Below are 19624 nucleotides of genomic sequence, written 5' to 3' on the forward strand. Positions count from 1 at the left end.
ATGAGGGCACCCGATCAACGCACCCATCGGTCCCGGCTGCGTCCGTCGCGGCGGGTATGGCTCGGCGGTGCGCTCCTGCTGGCGGCACTGGTCGCGGTGGGCTGCTATCTGGGTGTCCGCGCCGAACAGGCGCGGTCGGCTCTCCACGATGCGCAGGACCACGCGGTGACCGCGAAAGCGGCACTGCTGTCCGGTGATTCGCGGAAGTCGTCGGGGGAGGCGTCGGCCGTGCGTGCCTCGGCGGCCGACGCCTACGCCGCCACCAACGACCCCCTCTGGCGGGCCGCGGCAGCGGTGCCGTGGCTGGGTCGGCCGTTGGCGAGTGTGCGTGAGATGACCGATACCGTCACCCAATTCAGCGACGAAGTCCTCGTCCCGAGCGCCGCACTGGCCGGCACGATCGGACCGTCGACGCTGCGCACCGCCGACAACGGCGTCGACGTCGCGGCCATGCGCAGCGCGGCCCCGCGCATCACCGCGATGGCCGACAACGCCACCCGTCTCGCGCAGCGCGCCCGCGGTATCGACGGCAGCTGGCTCGGGCCGGTCGCGCAGGCGCGCACCGACCTCGCCACGCAACTGGACTCGGCCGCGCGGACCGCGCAGGGCACCTCGGTCGCGGCGCGACTGGCCCCGGCCATGCTCGGCGCGGACGGCCCCCGCAACTACTTCGTGGCCTTGCAAACACCGTCGGAGTCCCGCGGAACCGGCGGACTGGTCGGCGGATTCATCATCATCCGCGCCGAGAACGGACATTTGCGCGCCGCCGAAACCGGCCGCAACATCGACATGTTCCGCCCGAGCAACCCGCAGATCGACCTCGGTGACGGGTTCGACACCCTGTACTCGACGGTCGAGCCCTACACCGACTTCCGCAACAGCAACCTGAGCCCCGACTTCACCGACGCCGCGAAGATCTGGATGGCCAACTGGCAGGCACAGACCGGCACCGCCCTCGACGGGGCGGCGGCACTCGACCCGATCGCCCTGAGCTACGTACTCCGCGTGACGGGGCCGGTGCGGTTGCCGTCGGGCGAACAGATCACCGCCGACAACGTCGTACCCCTCACCCTGTCGCAGGTCTACACCCGCTTCGCCGACGACAACACCGCGCGCAAGGCCTACCTGCAGACCATCTCCCGCACCGTCGTCGCCGACGTCCTCGGCGCCCACGCCGATGCCGGCCGGCTCCTCGAAGCACTCGGCCGCGGCGTGGCAGAACGTCGGATCATGCTCTACAGCAGCAGATCCGACGAACAGGACATCATCGCGTCCACTCCACTGGCACATCAGTTACCCGACGATTCGGCCCCGCTGATGGACGCGACCATCACCAACGCGGCAGGTAACAAACTCGACTACTACCTGCGCCGCGAACTGAGCTACACCGCAGGCGACTGCACCGCCGACATGCGCGATGCGACCGCACGGGTGACGCTGACCAACACCGTCACCGATCTCTCGTTGCCGCAGTATGTGATCGGCTCGATGGGTGCCGTCGGCAGCGGCCTGCCACCGGGCACCAATGCGGCCGGCGTGCAGATCGCGCTGACCCGCGGCGCGCAGGTCCGCAAGGTCACCCTCGACGGACAATCGGTGCTCTACGGCACCAGCGAACTCCACGGTCATCCGGTGGTCCGCACCCGCGTACCACTGGCACCCGGCCAGCGTTCCGTCCTCGAGGTGACACTGGCCGAACCCACCTCGGCCCGCGGCGACGCACAGGTGCCCGTGCAGCCGCTCGTCGACACCCCGCCCGTGCACGTGTCGGTGCCGTCGTGCGGTGCGGCGACCGGGCAGAGGGCACAGGGATCGCCATGACCGAGAAGATCCAGGTCACCGAACTGACCGCGGCGCAACGCTTCTTCTGGTTGCGACAGCAGGCGATGCCGTCGGTGCCGTTGAACATGGCGCAGGTGACCGACATCGAGGGCCCGCTCGACCGCGACCACTTCCTCACCGAGCTCGCCGAGCAGGGACGCCGAGCGCGAGTCATGCAGCTGCGGTTCGAGGAGGGCCCCCGCGGCCCTGTGTGCATCTACGATCCGTCGTTGCATGATCACGTCGAATACGTCGATGTCGGTGACCGACCGGATCCGCATGGGGCTGTGCAAGACATCGTCGACGCCGATTTACACCGCGCGGTCGATGTGACCGCCGATCGATTGGCACGGGCCATCCTGTTCCGGTTGTCAGATCACCGACATCAGCTCTACAACCGTGCGCATCACCTGACCACCGATGGGGTGGCCACGCGCGACAACCTGGTGTGCGCGTTACGTCGTTGTCTTTCCCGCGACCCGAGCGCACCGCCGGTGCCCGTCGCCGACCTCTCCGCCGCATCAGCCGCCGACCACGCCTACCAGAGCTCGTCGCGCCGCGCCCGCGACGCCGACTACTGGCGTGAGGCCCTCGCCGGCCGCGACCCCGCGACCTCGCCCGCGCACCGTTCGGGCGGCCCGGCCTCCCGCAATCACACGGTGGCGGCACCGATCCCGATGGCGACGATGGACACGATCCGCGAGCTCATCACGGCCATGCCCACCAGTCTGCCGACACTGATCGCGACCGCCGCCGCAGGCTATCTGAGCCGCCGCACCGGCGACGCCGACGGGGCGCTGACCCTCGCCGTGGCCGCACGGACGACGGCCGCACTGCGCGCCACACCACTGCCGACCATCAACTTCGTGCCGCTACGCGCCGGCGTCGGCCGACGCACCGAGATCCATGCCGCCGTGCGCACCACCGAGCGGGCGATGCTCGGCGCACTACGTCATCAGCGGTACCGGTTCGAGGACATCGTCACCGAACACGGCGATCACTCAGGCGGACCGGTCCTCAACCTGATGCTCTTCGACCGTGAGATGCGATTCGGCGAGACGACCGTCCGATTCTCCTCGGTGACCACCGGACCGGCAGAAGACCTGGCCATCAACGTGTTCCCGTCCGGAACGCTCGCCGAATCCACCGACAGCGGCACCTTCATCGTGGAGATCGAGGCCAACCCGCGCCGCTACGACCCGGCCGAGGTGACGGCGTTCCACGACGGACTGCTCGCGATGCTCGGTGCACTCGCCGACGCGCTGACCGCCCCCGGGTCTGCGCGCGTCACCATCGACGACCTGCCACTGCCCGCGGGCACCCCCGAGGTGCCCGGCACCGAAAGTCCCACGGACACCCTGCCGGACCTCATCGCCGCCACGGTCGCCCGCGCCGGAAACGACGTGGCCGTCGACGGCAGCCTCCTGGGCGAGCCCGTGGTGAGCTTCGCCGATCTCGACGCGCGCACCGCCGACCTCGCGCGCCGGCTCTCGGCGCTCGGGGCCCGGCCCGGCACGCGGGTGGTGGTGCTGATGCGCCGCGGCGTCGATCAGGTCGTCGCCTGGTGGGCGGTGGCGCGCAGCGGTGCGACGATCGTGCTGATCGACCCGGCCCAGCCGACCGCGCGGATCGACCGGATGCTCGCGACGGCCACTCCGGTCCTCATCCTCTCCACGAGCCCCGAACATGGTGTACGGACTGGCATTCCGTCACGGTCCCTCGACGACCTCGCCGACGTCGCACCCCATGCCGGCCGGCTACCGGCACCGCATCCGACCGACGCCGCCTACATCGTGTTCACCTCGGGGAGCACCGGCGAACCCAAGGGCGTCGTCGTCCCGCACACCGGGCCGGCCGCCATCGCGCGCGACATGCGGGCCCGATTCGGGGCGGGTGACGGGATCGATGTCGGGGCGCGCTGGCTCGCGGTGGCATCACCGATGTTCGACATGGCCCACTTCGAGATGCTGGCGTGTGCCGCGCTGGGCCACACCCTGATCCCGGCCGCCGGACTCGACGCCGACCTCGGCCGCGCGCTGCTCGATCACCGCATCACCCACCTGATGGCCACCCCGACCGTCCTGAACCGGATTCCGGTGCACACACTGCCGCCGACCGTGTCGGCGATCGGCGAGGCACTGTCACCGGCGCTCGCGGCCCGCATCACGCGTCGACCACCGGGAGGGGGCGGTGCGCGGCGGGCGTTCAACACCTACGGTCCCGCCGAGGCGACGCTGTATGCGACGGCCGCGCCGATCACCACCGACGTCCACCTCGACCGGCCGGTACCCATCGGCCGACCGGTCCCGGGGATGGCCGCGCTGGTCCTCGATCACCGGCTGCGACCGGTGGCCGACGGGATCCTCGGCGAACTCTATCTGTGCGGACCACAACTCGCGCACGGATACCGGGATCAGCCCGGGCTCACCGCGACGAGATTTCTCGCCTGCCCGTGGCGCGACGGCTCCCGGATGTACCGGACCGGTGATCTCGCCCGTCGTGACCCGACCACCGGTGATCTCGTCTTCGTCGGCCGCTCCGACGGGCAACTCTCGGTCCGCGGGGTCCGCGTCGAACCGGCCGAGATCGAGAACGCCGCCACGGAGGTCGACGGTGTGGGCGCCGCGGTCGTCGTCGCCGACCATGCACCCGACGGCGACCTGGCCCTCGACGTCGCCTGCGTGGGGACCGGTGCCGCACCGGGCGGCGACGGACTCGAAGGGGAGGTGCGGACGCATCTGATTGCGACCCTGCCGTCGGTGATGTGGCCGCGGCGGGTGCTGATGCTCGATCGGCTACCGACCGGCCCGACCGGCAAGATCGATCGCGACGCCGTGGCGCACGCGGTGGCCGGGATCGCGCTGCACGAACCGGAATTCGTGGCCGCCACCTCCGACGTCGAATGCGAGCTCGGCAAGATCGTCGCCGACGTCCTTCGGGTGGAACGGGTCTCGATGGCCGCCTCGGTCATCGACCTGGGTGGCACGTCGCTGACGATGCTGGAGATCATGGCGCGCCTCGGCGCGCGGGTGGGCCGTCCGCTGCGCATCGGCGAGCTGACCCCGGCGACCACCCTGGCCGAGATCGCCGCACGCGTCGGCGCCGGCGACCTCACCGCGGCCACCGCACCGGCGGCCGCGCCGGTCGTGACGCCGGCACAACACCAGATCTGGGCGTTGAACCGCTCCAACCCGGCCGACCACGTGTACCACCTCGCCGTGCGGGTCGAGTTCGCACCGGGTACGGGAGCCGACCCGGTGACCGCGGATCTCGTCACTGCGGATCTCGTGACTGCGGATCTTGTGACATCGGCGCTGACCGACCTCGCCCTGCATCACGACGCGCTGCGCCGCGTCTTTCCTGCCCGGCCCGACGGCACCCCGACCATGCGTCTACTACCCACCCAGGTGATGGTCGACGCGATGCCGATCACCCGGGACACACTGAGCCCGAGCATGGTTCGTTCCGTGGTGGCCGCACCCTTCGATCTGACCGTCGACCCGCCGTGGCGTGCCGTTCTCGACGACAGCCGCGGCGCGGTGTCGATGGTGTTCGTGGTCCATCACATCGCGGTCGACGGCTGGTCGATCCCGATCCTGGTGCGGGACATGTTGATCGCAGTCGCCGCACGCACCCGCCACCGGCTGCCGGAGTTCCCCGGGCCCGGAGACTTCGGTGGCGCTCGACCCGCCGCCGATTCCGATGCGGGACACAGCTACTGGCGTGACGTGCTCGCCGGTGCCCCGACGCGACTCGCGCTGCCCGAGGCCCGCGCGGCCGGTGAGGTCTCTACCGAGGCGGTTCATCTGGAACGGGTCGTCGACGCGAGGCTCTCGGCGGCGGCCACCGCACAAGCCGCCGGCGCCGGCGCGACCCTGCAGGCGCTGGTCCGGGTGGCCGTGGCCGCCGTCCTTGCCGGTGTCGTCAGCGACGACGACGTCGTCATCTCGGTGCCGACCTCAGGGCGCTGGAGCTCCTCCGACCTCGAGCGGGTCGGCATGTTCGTCCGGACGGTCCCGGTACGGTCTCGCGCAGTCGCGTCGCAGACCATCGCCGAGGCACTCGCGGGATCGGTGGCCGCGCTGCAGGCCGGGATGCGCCACGCCGACACCGCACCCGCACAGCTCGCCGATGTGGTGCTGGCGCAGGCGAATACGATGGACGGCGGCGAACTAGGCCGTGACACCGGGCTGTCGCGGCGCGCGCTGATCCGCTCGGCCACCCCGATCCGCACCGGGAGAGCCCGCACCGCACTGGAATTCGTCGTCGACGACAGCGGAGAACAGCTGCGATTGGCTCTGACGGTGGCACCCGACCGCGTCGATCCCGACGGCGCCGCGATTCTCCTCGACTATGTGGTCGACACACTGACCCGGCTGGCACTCGCCGACCCGGCCACCCCCGTCGGGTCGTGCACCCCGACCGGACGTGGTGTCGCCCCACAATGCCCGGTGGCCGGCACCGACCCGATCCACGCGCTGCTCGCGCACGTCGGCGCCACCCCGCACGCCATCGCCGTCACCGACGCCCGAACATCGATGACCTACGAGCAACTGTCCACGCGCGCATTCGAGATGGCGATGGATCTGCGTCGGGTCGGGGTGCGGGCAGGTGACCGGGTGGCCCTGCTGCTCGGCCGTGGTGCCGAAACCGTGGTGGCGATGGTTGGCACCCTGATGGCCGACGCCGCCTACGTTCCGCTCGACCCGGAACATCCGCCCGCACGCACCGCGGAACTCATCGCCGCGACCTCCCCGGCGGCGATCGTGGGCGACGGCCTGCTGATCGAACCCGGCCCGGGCCTCGGGACCGCGCCCCGCCGACCGGGGATCGCCTACGTCATCCACACGTCCGGATCGACCGGACGGCCCAAAGGTGTTGCGGTGTCGCGTACCGCACTGGCCGCGATGCTCGGTGCCGCCCTCGACGTCGTCGACGCCACCCCCGCCGACGTGTGGAGCGCGACGCACTCGCACACCTTCGACTTCTCGGTGTGGGAGATCTTCGGCGCACTCTGTTCCGGTGGCCGCGTGGTGATCGTCGACCGCACGGTGAGCCGGGATCCGGTACTGCTGAGTGCAACCCTGAACGATTGTGGCGTCAGCATTCTCTCGCAGACCCCGACGGCGTTCGCGCGGCTCGCCGCACCGGATGGTCCCGGTTCGTCGAGTAGCAGCGGCTCGCGGTTGCCGGCCTTGCGGTGCGTCGTGTTCGGCGGCGAGGCGCTGCAGGCTCCTGCGCTGTACGACTGGGCGCAGGCCAATCCTCGTGTGCGCCTGATCAACATGTACGGCATCACCGAAACCACCGTCCACCTCACCGCCACCGATGTCGACACCACCGACGCCCGCAGCCTGATCGGCGCCCCGTTCGCCGGAGTCGGCTGGTCGGTGCGCGACCGGCATCTGCGTCCGGTGCCGGTGGGCGGACTCGGCGAACTGTACGTCAGCGGCGCGCAAGTCGCCGACGGCTACCTGCACGCGCCCGCCCTGACCGCGAGCCGCTTCGTCGCCGACCCCGACGGCTGCGGCACACGGATGTACCGAACAGGCGATGTGGTGCGGTTGATCGCGCCGGATCGGCTTGCCTACCTGGGCCGGTCGGACGATCAGATACAGGTGCGTGGTCATCGCGTCGAGCCCGCCGAGATCGCCGCGGCTCTCGTCGAGGCGCCCGGCGTCCGCGAGGCACGCGTGGTGATCGCCGGCGGGACACAGCCCGGGGATGAACAAATCCTCGCCTTCGTGATCGACGACGACACCACCGACGACGACCCCACCGGCAGCGAGGTGTCGGCCGCCGGGCGCGAAGCAGTTCTGCAGCGCGCGTGCGCCGCTCGGCTGCCCGGGTATCTGATGCCCACGCGCATCGGCGTCGTCGAGCGCTGGCCACTCACCGACAACGGCAAACTCGACCGGCAGGCCCTGATCGCCGGGCTGCCCGCGATGACCGGTACCCCGGCGCCGCTGACCGCGGCACAGCGTCGCGTCGCCGAGGTGGTGGCAGAGATCATCGGGGAACCCGGGCCGCAGGTAGGTGGGCAGGCTCCGCGCGAGTGGGGACCTCAGCAGTGGGGACCCGACGTCAACTTCTTCTCCGTCGGCGGAAACTCGTTGTCGGCGGCGCGACTTGCCGCACGGCTGTCGGGACCGGGCACCCAGGTCACCGTCGCCGACATCCTCGCCACACCGACCATCGCCGGACTGACCGAACTGGTTGCCGCCGACGCTCACACACCGCAGGTACGGTCACGTGACGTCCTGTGGCCGGCGCAGCGTGTCCTGTGGGATGCCCATCGCGGACAGCCCGATTCGGCCGCGTACCATCTGGCGTTGCGACTCACGGTACGTGCCGAGGTGCCCGTGGTGCGGGCAGCGCTGCTCGATCTCGCCGACCGGCATCCGATGCTGCGCGCGGTGTTTCCCGATCGCGGGGACACAACTCCGGAGGTCGTCATCCTTCACGCCGACGCTCTCACCGGGAATCCGCCGATCACCCAACGCGATACGGTCCCCGACACCGGTCAGGCCGCCGAGATCGTCAACGCCCCCTTCGATCTGACCACCCGCCCGGCATGGCGCGCGGTGCTCGCCGACTCACCCGCGGGCACCGGCATCGTGCTCGTCGCCCACCACATCGCCGTCGACGGCGCCTCGGTACCGATACTCCTCGACGACCTGCACACGGCGCTGACGGCACGCCTGCGCGGTCGCAGCCCACGCTGGCCCGAGCAACCCGACGAGCTGCAGGTCTCGGTACGCGACGACGACACCGACTATTGGAGAACGGTTCTCGACGGCGCACCCGCACACCTCGCCCTCCCCGAACCGCCCCGACGGCACCCGGAGGTTGAGAAACCCGCAGTGGTCCACGAGCGCCGTATCGACGCCGCTACCGCCGCCGCGGTCAACGACGTGGTGGCGGGAGCCGGCACCACGCTGTATTCGGCACTGTGGGTGGCCCTGGCCGCGACACTCGCCGCCGTCACCGACTCCGACGACGTGGTCGCGGCGATCCCGGTTGCCCTGCCCGGCGGACCCCGCGTCGGTATGCGCGCCACCACCGTTCCGGTGCGGTGGTCGGCGGCGACGGCGGACCACCGGCCCGTCGTCGCCTTGCCGATCGACGAGGCACTCGTGCACGCGCACCGCACGATCGCCGATGCCGCCACGCACGCCGCGTCGGCGCCGGCGACCCTGCCCGACGTGCTGCTCGACCATGCCGCCCCGCTGCCTGACCCGCCGGGACCGCTGATCACCGGCATCACACCGATCGATGTGGGAATCACCCGTACCGCAATCGAATTCACGGTGCGTACGGTCGACGACGGAGCGCTGTCGGTGCAGGTGACGGCGTCACCCGCCCGGGTCGACGCCGCGGCGGTGGAGCCGATGCTCGAGTATTTCGTCGCCGCCCTGACGGCCTTGACCGACTCGTCGACACGGTGTGTGGCCGAGTGCCTGCCTGCCGGTGTTCTCGCCCAGCCCACTTCTGTTCACCCCAGTGTTTCTGCGCAGTCGATCGATCCCGTCGACGCGGTCCGCGCCATGGCGACGCGTCAGCCCGACGATGTGGCGATCGTCGACTCCGACGATGTGCTCACCTACCGCGACCTGTGGTGTCGTGCCGAGCAGGTGGCCGAGAAGTTGCTTGCGGCCGGGACCCGTCCGGGAACCACGGTCGTGCTGGCATTGCGCCGGGGGACTGAGGCGGTCGTGGCCGCGCTGGGTGTGCTCGCCGCGGGCGCGGTGTTCGCGCCCGTCGACCCGGACCTGCCACCGGCGCGACAACGGTTGCTGAACCGCCGAATCGGGCCCGGTGCGACGATTCGCGAGGGCCTCGAGATCAGCCCCGCCCACAGCGGGACCGGCCCCGCGGTGCCCGGCGCCGCCTATGTCGTCCACACGTCGGGATCGACCGGCGCACCCAAGGGCGTGGTCGTCGACCGGACCGCGATGGCCGCGATGCTCGGCGCCTCACTCTCTCGTCTCGGGTGCACCGGTGAGATGGTCGGGAGCTGGTCGCACGCATTGGCCTTCGACGCCTCCGTGTGGGAGGTGTTCGGCCCGCTCGCCGCGGGCGGACGGGTCGTCGTCTTCTCCGACGACGACGTCCGCGACCCGGCACGCTTCGCCGCCGGCCTGACCCGTCATCGCGTGACCCACTGCGCACAAACCCCGAGTGCGTTTGCGCGACTGACCGATTCCTCGGCGCTCCAAGCGCTCGCCGGCACTGCTGACGTGTCACTGGCGTCGCTGCGAACAGTGATCCTCGCGGGTGAGGCCGTCGACCCGGCGCGGTTGCGCGGATGGGCGTCGGCGCACCCCGAGGTACGGCTGCTCACCATGTACGGGCCCACCGAGACCACCGTGCAGGTGCTCTGCGGGGAGATCGACCTCGACGATGACCGCCCGATCGTCGGCACACCACTTGACGGCGTCCACGCCGAGGTCTGCGATCGGCACGGGCGGGCCGTACCGCTCGGTGGACGCGGCGAACTCCAGCTCTCCGGGCCGCAACTCGCGCTCGGCTATCTCGGTGACCCCGCGACGACCGCGACGCGATTCGTGGCCGGCCCCGACGGCACCCGCCGCTACCGCACGGGTGATCGGGTGCGGCTGTTGCCCGATCGGCGGATCGCCTTCCTCGGGCGCGTCGACGACCAACTGAAGATCCGCGGATTCCGCATCGAACCGGCCGAGATCGTTGCCGCGCTCACCGCGGCGCCCGACGTCCTCGACTGCCGGGTGCTGCAGGACGGTGTCGCGAGTGCAGCGCGTCTCGTGGCGGCCGTCCGCGTGGGCGCCGCAGCGCAGGCGGTACCCTCTGAGTCAGCGCTGATCTCGTGGTGTGCGCAACGACTGCCCGCCTATGCGGTGCCCAGCCGCATCCTCGTCGTCGACGAGTGGCCGCTGACCGCCAACGGCAAGGTCGACCAGACCGAACTCCTCCGAAAGATGCACTCCTCCAGCGGTATCGGCCGGCCGTTGACACCGCGTGAGGAGATGGTGGCCGCCGCAATTCGTGGGTGCCTCGACAGCGGCGACGACCCAGCGGCATCGGCACCGCTCGACCCCGACACCGACCTCGTCACCCTCGGCATCAACTCGTTGACCGCCGCGCGCCTGGCGGCCCGACTGTCTTTGCACGGCAGCAGAATCGGTGTCACCGAGGTGTTCGCCCACCCCACCATCGCCGGGCTGGCGCAGTTGTTGTCGACCTCGCCGATCGTCGACGACGACGCGGTCCCGGACCTGTGGGAGGTCGAGGAGAGCGCCGACCCCGATCACCCGGCGCTGACACCGGAGCAACTCGATCTGTGGCTGCGCTGGCACGCCGACCCCGACCAACCCGGCTACGTGCTCGCCGGCATCGTCCCGGTACCGGGCACCGACGCCCGCGAGATCCGGCGTCGGGTGTCCGAACTGGTCCGCCGACACGACTGCCTGCGCACCGGCTTCCCGGAACTCGACGGGGTGCCCTATCAACGACTGTGGACCGACAACGAGGTGGACGCCTACCTCGGTGCCCTCGATCCCCTCACCGACGTCGACGCCGACGAAGTCCTCGCCGAGATCGCCCGCCGCCCCATCGATCTCACCGTGTCCCTGCCGTGGCGGGTGCGCCTCGTCGACACGCCGGGCGGGTATCGGCTGGTGTGCGTGATCCACCACATCAGCGCCGACGGTGAGACCGCACGCATGCTGCGCCGAGAACTCACAACCGGCCCACCGACCAACTCCACGCGTCGTCTCGACTACCGGCAGTACAGCAGATGGCGACAAGCGATGGTGCGCACCCACCGCGACCGTCTCACCGGCTACTGGTCGCGGGTGTTCGCCGAACCCATCGTGCCGCTCACCGTGACCGACATGGACCTCGCCGCGACGGGATCGGGAGCCACACATCACGGGCGAGTGGTGTTTCCGACGGAGCTGACCGCGCGGATCGATCGGTGCGCGGCCGCGGTCGCGAGTACCCCGTTCATCGTGGTGCACACCGCGATCGCCGTGGTCCTGACTCGCCAGGCCGCTGCTGCGGAACGCGTCATGACCACCGGCGGCGCGTCGGAATGCACCGTGGGCACGGCGGTGTCGGGACGGACCGATCCTCGATGGAGCACGGTCTGCGGGCTCTTCGCGCGGGCCGTCCCGCTGCGCACCCGCATCGAACCGGACGACACCTTCGCCACACTGTTGCGCCGCAACACCCTCGGCGTTCTCGGGGCGATCGACCATTCGGATCTGCCGTTGGCCGAGATCGCCGCGATCGCCGACCCGGAGCGTGAACGCGCGGGCCGATCCCTCGTCGACGTCGTGGTCGGTGAGATACCCCCGGACTTGAGCGTGACCGGGCTGGATACGACCGGGCTGGATACGACCGGCAGTACTCAGGCCGCACTGGACATCATGCTCGGCCGCGACGGCGATCGGACGTATCTCGTTGCCGCCTGCCGCGACTCGATCGCCGACGCCGACCGTCTCGACGCGCTCCTGGCCGCGGTGACCCAGATCCTGGAGAGCGCCACGGCTGACCCCGATCTGCCAGTGCGCGCACTGACGCGGTCACCGGTGCCGCAGGCGATCTCTGCCCAGACTTGTGCGCCCCAGACTCTTGCCGAGCTCCTCGATCGTCAGCCCGTGCCGGACGCCACGCGGCCGGCGATCATCGATGTGACACATCGCTTTCCCGGATACGGCGAGGTCCTGTGCCACGCGGACGTCGAGCGGCTGGTGCGGATTCTCGCGTGGGCGTTGCGGGATCGCGGCCTTGGGCCCGGAGACGTCGTCGCGAAGCATCTACCGCGATCGTGCTTCGATGTCGTCGCGACGATGGCGCTGGCCCGTGTCGGCGCCGCATTCGTCAACCTCGACCCCGCGGACCCACCCTGGCGCCGGGAGCGGCTGATCCAGCGCTCCGGGGCGCGCACGATCCTGACGCTGCGCGCCGATCGCCCGCCCCGACTGCCCGTCAGGATCGCGGTCGTGGCACTCGACGACTCCGACCTCTACCGCTCCCGCCGCGTCACCGAGTTCGAGCCCCGACACCGCACCCGCACACTGCAACTCGACGACGTCGCCTACCTCGCGTTCACCTCCGGGACGACCGGGACACCCAAGGGTGTGGAGATCACCCATCGCGGGCTGGCCGCGTGGGCGCTGACCACCGCCGAACGACTCGAACTCGACGACACCGACCGGGTGATGCACACGCACACCACGGCATTCGACGCCCACCTGATGGGTGTGGTGCCGGTGCGCGCGTCGGGCGCGTGCGTCGTCATCTGCCCACCCGAGGTGATGGCCGGAGCCGAACTCGCCACCGAGATCACACGGTCGGCGGTGACGGTGCTGATGACCACGCCATCGGTGCTGAGCACCCTGGACCCGTCCCAGATGGAACGGCTGCGGCATGTGGTGGTGGGCGGAGAAGCGTTGCCACGCACGCTCCTGAGCCGGTGGACGTCGTCGGTGTCGGTGACCAACGAGTACGGGCCCACCGAGACGACCGTCGCGATCAGCAGCGCCACCTACCGTCAGGACACCACCGGCGCCGTGAGCATCGGCACCCTCGTCCCGGATATCGAAGCGCTGGTGTTGGATTCGTCGCTGCAGGCGGTTCCCGACTACACCGTCGGCGAGTTGTACGTCGCCGGAGCCGCATTGGCGCGCGGCTACCTCGCCGACACCTCCACCACCGCCACGCGATTCGTCGCGCGCCCCTTCGGCGACGGTGACCGCATGTATCGCACCGGCGATCTGGTCCACCGGCGCGGCGACGGCTCGCTGGTGATCCACGGTCGCGCCGACGACCAACTCAAGATCCGTGGCGTGCGAATGGAGGCCGAGGAGATCAACGCCGCGCTCGCCGGATTGCCCGGGGTGGCGGCCGCCGCCAGTGCGGTGCGCACCAACCGGGCCGGAGAGCCACTGCTGGTCTCGTGGGTCATCCCGGCGCCCGGCGACCGGCCGCGTCCCGAGCGTTTGCGTGAACAAGCGCGGACGGTGTTGCCGCGCAGCATGGTTCCGGCCGCGATCGCGGTGGTCGACCGCTTCCCGACCCGACCGAGTGGCAAGATCGATCATCCCCGGTTGCCGAATCCGGTTGCCGCGCAGGAGCCGGTGTCGGGAGCGGAGCGAGCGGGCCGAATTGTGCCCGCGAACACGCCGGTCACCACTTCCACCGAACAGCTCGTCGCCGAGGTCCTCGCGGAGGTTCTCGACTGCGCGGGCGCCGAGATCGGCTCGGACACCGATTTCTTCGCGCTCGGCGGAACGTCGCTGTCGGCGGCACGGGTCCGGTCCCGACTCAGCGCGCGGACCTCTCGTGACCTCGACGCCGACGTCGTGTTCCGCGCGCGTACCGTCGGCGAGCTGGCCCGACGGATCGACTGCGCGGCAGACCTCACCGGCCCGATACCGCACCACGCGCCGCGCCCCGAGCATCTTCCGCTGGCATATCCGCAGCGACGCATGTGGATTCACCACCGCTTCGATCCCGAGGACACCACTTACCACATCCCGCTCGTGCTGCGGATTCGCGGACCCTACGATCCCGCGCGGATCGTCCGTGCGTATCGCGCGGTCGTAGGTGCGCACGAGTCGCTGCGCACCGTCTTTCCCGATACCGGTCGCGGACCGGAACAACGTCTCACCACCGACGTTCCCGACCTCGTCGTGCAGTCGGTCAGCACTGCGGCGGTCCGCGACGCCATCGCGGCGGAAGTCGCACGTCCCTTCGACCTCGAACGCGAGACCGCCATCAGGGCACGGCTGTTCGTCAGCGGCGACGACAGCGACGAGGGGGAGACCGACCTCGGCGGCGCCTACCTGGTGCTGACCCTGCACCACATCGCCGTCGACGGATGGTCGATGCGCATCCTTCTCGACGACCTGATGACGGCCTACCGGACGGAACTACCCGCCGAGCCGGCACCCGGCTATGCCGACTACACCCGGTGGCAGCGCGACATCCTCGGGGACCCGGATGATCCCACCAGTCGCTTCACCCGCGACATCGACTTCTGGACCACCGAACTCGGTGATGCCGGCGCACCCGTCGTGCTGCCCGGCCCGCCCGGCGACAGCGGGGGCCGGGTGGTGCGGGATGTCGACGCGCACGTGATCACCGCGCTCCGGGAACAGACGTCGGCGTTGGCCGCGAGCGTCTTTCACGCCGTGCACGGCGCCTTGACCACAACGCTGGGTCGATTGACCGGGGAGTGGGATGTCGTGGTCGGGGTCCCCGTGCACGGGCGCTCGGCGCCGCAGTGGGAGCGGGTCCTCGGTATGTTCGTCAACACCGTTGCGGTGCGCACCCGGCTGCAGCCGGGTGCGACTGTTGCCGACGCGGTGGCGTGTGCGCGGGAGGCGCATCTGCGGGTCGCCGACCATCAGGAAGTGCCGTACGAGTCGGTGGTGCGTGCGGTGTGCCCGAATGCCCGGACCTCCCACGATCCGTTGACGTCGATTCTGTTGGTGGGGCAGGACGTGGCGCCGGAGCCCGACGCGGTTGTGGCCGGCGCCGGGAGCGAAGCGGTGCGTGCGGAGCCGGTGCAGGTGGTGCCCGAGCGTGAGGCTGCCGGCCATGATCTCGAGGTGATCGTCGGCGACCGTGACGGGGCGCTGGTACTGACGGTGGTGTATTCGGCCCGGGTGAGTGACCGGACGGCGAGCGGTGTGGCCGACGCACTCGTCGACGCGCTGGTCGGCTTCGCGGGCGCGGGTCGTGGGCTCGTCGGTGAGGAGACCGTGGCCGGGACGGACACCTCGGAGTCGGTGGCGGCGGCGTTCGCGGACATCATGGCGGTCGATCGCGCGTCGGTGCGTGCGGATACCGACTTCTTCGACCTCGGTGGTACTTCGCTGTCGGCGGCGCGGGTGGCCTCGCTGCTCACCCGGGAGCTCGGGTGGACGGTGTCGGCGAAGTGGCTCTTCGACCATCCGACCGTCGGTGAGCTCGCCGCGCGGCTCGACCGCCGGATCGCCGAGAAGGCGAACGACGGCGAGGTGCGTGTTGCGCCCGACGCCGAAGAGATTGCGACCGAGGGCGGCGACGTCCCGCTGACCGGGCCGCAACGACGGATGTGGATGGCGGCCGAACTCGGCAAACCCGGCTATCACGTACCGGTACTCCTGCCGGTCCCCGGTGGGGCCGGCGCCGGGAGCGAAGCGAGCGGGCCGAATTACCCCGGCGCCGGGAGCGGAGCGAGCGGGCCGAATTACCCCGGCGTGGTGGACGTGCGAACTGCGGTGCGTACGTTGATTGGTCGGCATGCCGCGTTGCGCACCGTGTATCCGATGTTCGACGACGGGCCGCGCCAGCGGGTCCTCGAGACTTGGGAACCGACGATCGATCTGCTCGACGAGGGTGCGATCGGCGAGATGCTTGCGACCCCGTTCGACTCGCTCGCCACCTCTCCACCGGTCCGAATCGGCCTGATCGCCTCCGAAGAGCAGACGGTGTCTGCGGTGCTGGTGGTGGCGCATCACATCGCGCTCGACGGTGAGTCCGCGGTCGTCTTGCAGCGGGAACTGGCCGCGCTGCTCAGCGGGCCGAATTGCATCGGCAGAACGCTTGCGGCGGCTCCGTCGTCCGCGCGGGTGAGCCGCCGGTTGCTGGCCGCCGAGTCCGCTGCGCGTGACCGCGAACTGGCGTATTGGCAACGTGTGCTGGCCGATCCGCCTGCGCCCCTGGTCCTCGATCACCTGCCTCACACCGAGGGCGGGATCGTCCGCACTCGTCGCACGCTTGCAGCGGAGCTGTGGCCGCAGCTCGACGGGGCCGCACGGAGGCTGCGCGTCAGCCGATTCCACCTTGTCCACGCAGCCTTGGCGTGGGCGCTGGCCGTGCAGTCGGGCACCGATGACGTCGTCGTGGCGACCACCACGTCCCTGCGGCGAGACCCCGATCTGTCCGACGTGGTGGGGATGCTGGTCGCGACCGTCGTGCTGCGGACACGTCTCGACCCACGAATGACATGCGCAGAGTGGGTGAATCGGGTTCGAGACGACGATATCGCGGCGCTGGAGCACTCGTGGGTTCCGTTCGATGAGGTGATGCGGGAGATCGGGGTCACCGGCGGGTCGGTCGCTCCCTCGTTGGCGGAGGTGGCGTTGACGGTCGGTGCCGACGCGTCCGATCACACGCTCCTCGATCCGGCCACGATGGGTGACGTCGACGAGTCCCTCACGCCGATGGGGGATTTCGCGCTGCGCGTGATCGTCGAAGACGGAAAGTTACTTTGCGCGCATCGGGCGCAGTGGGCGGCTCCTGCGACCGTCGAGACCCTGATGGCACGCATGGAGACGGCGCTGCAGTTCCTCGTCGACGAGGCCGGAACACGCATGGCCTCGGTCGATCTGCTGTTGCCCGACGAGCAGACCCTGATCGAGGCGAGCGCGCACGGCGCGCCGTACACCGATCCCGCGACACTCGGTGACATGTTCGCCGAACCCGCTGCGCATCAGCCGGATCGCATCGCCATCGAGGACGGCACGACGCTGCTGAGCTATCGGCACCTCGACGACTGGGTGGCGGTGACCGCACACGCGTTGCGCGCGCGAGGTATCCGCAGTGGTGAGAGGGTGGCGATTCTCATCGAACGGTCCGTACGCCAGCAGGTCGCCTTCCGCGCCGTCACCCGGATCGGCGCGGTGCCCGTCCCCGTCGACGTGGCACATCCGCCGGCGCGGATCGACTCAGTTCTCGAGCGAACCGGTGCATGCCCGTTGTACGACAACGATGTTCCGCTGCGCCCCTCCATCTCGGGAGCGTCGGCGACCGGGGTGCCGGTCGCGCGGGTGTCGCCGGCATCCGCGGCGTATGTGATCACCACGTCGGGTACCACCGGCACACCGAATGCGGTGGTCGTCGGGCACCGCGGGTTGCGGCGGCTCGCGGCGATCGCCCCGATCCGATCCGACGACCGGGTGGCGGCGATGGTCAGCGTCGGCTTCGACCCGTCGATCATGGAGATGGTGCTGCCGTTGGCGGTCGCCGGGCGGCTGGTGGTCACACCCGCCGGGCTCACCGCCGGGGCGGAGTTGACCGAGTGGCTTGTCACGCAACGGATCACGGTGTTCATCGCGACGCCGTCCGTGCTCGCGACGCTCGACGCGCAGCGACTCACATCGGTACGACTGGTCTTCGTCGGGGGTGAGGCGCTGTCCCCGTCGATCGCGCGTGCGTGGGCTGCGCGCTGCGAACTCGTCAACGTGTACGGCCCGACCGAGGCCACGGTCGCGGCCACCTTCGCACCCGTGCGCCCGGACGTCGCGGTACGGATCGGCAGGCCCGTCGACGGCACCACCGTCGTCGTCCTCGACCGTTGGCTGCGACCGGTACCACCCGGTGTCGACGGCGAGCTGTATCTCGCGGGAGATGCACTGGCACAGGGGTATCTGGGTGACACCGCGTTGACGTCGGCGCGCTTCGTGGCCTACCCCGGCGGCGGCCGAATGTATCGCACCGGCGACCGGGTGCGTCTCGAGGGCGACGGTGCGCTGACGTATGTGGGCCGGACGGACCGACAGATCAAGCTTCGGGGGCAGCGGGTGGAGCCGGCGGAGATCGAGGCCGTCCTGATGGGCGCGGGCGCCACCCAGGCCGCGGCCGTCGTGCGGCCGGGACCCGCGGGGCCGATGCTCGTCGCCTACGTGGTCGGCGTCGGCGGTGCCGAGGCAGAGCGAGCGTGCCGGCAGCGACTACCGCGACACATGGTGCCCGCACAGGTGATCGTGGTCGACGAGATCGCACGCACCGTGACCGGGAAGATCGACACCTCCCGGCTGCCCGCGCCTGCCGGGTCGTCGTCGCACGAGCGTGATTCCAGAAGCTGCAGTGCCGCAACTGATCTGGAGCGTAAGGTGATTTCGGCGTTCGAAGCGGTGTTGGGCTGCGAACCCGGCGTCGACGACGACTTCTTCGCCCTCGGCGGGCATTCGCTTCTGCTGCTGCGGCTGCATGCCGAGATCGTCGATCACACCGGGCTGCGTCCGGATCTGGCCGATCTCGTGGCCCATCCGACCCCGCGCGGGGTGGCCGCCGCACTCGCGCGCGTCGGCACCGACCGGGAGCGCGTCGTCGACTTCGACTGTGCCGACAACGATTCCGGACTGCCGCTCCTGTGGGCGGTGCACGGCGTGAGTGGCATGCCGACACCGTTCCGCCCGCTGGCTGCGACGTCGGGACATCGGGTCGTGGGACTGCAACTCCCCGAACTGCTTTCCGGTGAGATGCCCGGCAGCATGGCCGAGATCGCGCGGCGTCACGTCGACGCGATCCGCCGTCGGCAGCCGTCGGGACCCTATCGGCTGATCGGGTGGTCGATCGGCGGGAACCTGGCCCATGAGATCGCCCGCCAACTCACCGACCTCGGTGAGCGGGTCGAGCTGCTGGTGTTGATGGACGCACGGACTCCCGACGAGTTGGCACTGGCTCCGGCGCAGGAGGGCACGACGGCCGATGTGGTTATCGCCGAACGATTGCGGGCTCTCATCGCTGCGGTGCGTGCGCATCGGACCGGTCGCGTCGACGTCGACGAGGTGCTCTACGTCGCGTCGGCACAGACCGGTGACATCTCCGGGTGGGAGTCGTTGGTGAGTACGACGCCGCGGGTGGCACGGCTCGACGTCTCTCACGCCGAATTGGGGGAGCCGGATGTGATGGCACGGGTCGCGGAGTTGGTTGCCGACCGTGCCGCCGACCGAGGGAGCTGAGGCCCGACCCACCGCTGGCGTCTTTGCCGACGCGACCAGGAGCATCGGTACAGCAAAGTCGGTGTTTGTGCTGCGTAGAGGGC

At 70.3% G+C, this 19624-nt stretch carries 2 protein-coding genes; both read left to right on the forward strand.

The features are described 5' to 3' along the window. The gene (locus P3L18_RS20465) at window positions 1-1821 is read left to right on the forward strand and encodes a DUF4012 domain-containing protein (protein WP_276115074.1); all 1821 of its coding nucleotides are present in this window, start codon (window positions 1-3) and stop codon (window positions 1819-1821) included. Further along, a complete protein-coding gene (locus P3L18_RS20470; RefSeq protein WP_276115075.1) occupies window positions 1818-19541 on the forward strand; it encodes a non-ribosomal peptide synthetase in 17724 nt (5907 codons plus the stop codon). Before P3L18_RS20465 ends, P3L18_RS20470 begins: the two co-directional genes overlap by 4 nt. Window positions 19542-19624: the final 83 nt, after the last annotated feature.

It is taken from the genome of Gordonia sp. N1V (assembly GCF_029269935.1).
Taxonomy (GTDB): domain Bacteria; phylum Actinomycetota; class Actinomycetes; order Mycobacteriales; family Mycobacteriaceae; genus Gordonia; species Gordonia polyisoprenivorans.

Coding starts and splice junctions, on each gene's coding strand:
- P3L18_RS20465 (WP_276115074.1), top strand. CDS start 1: ATGAGGGCACCCGATCAACGCACCCATCGGTCCCGGCTGCGTCCGTCG.
- P3L18_RS20470 (WP_276115075.1), top strand. CDS start 1,818: ATGACCGAGAAGATCCAGGTCACCGAACTGACCGCGGCGCAACGCTTC.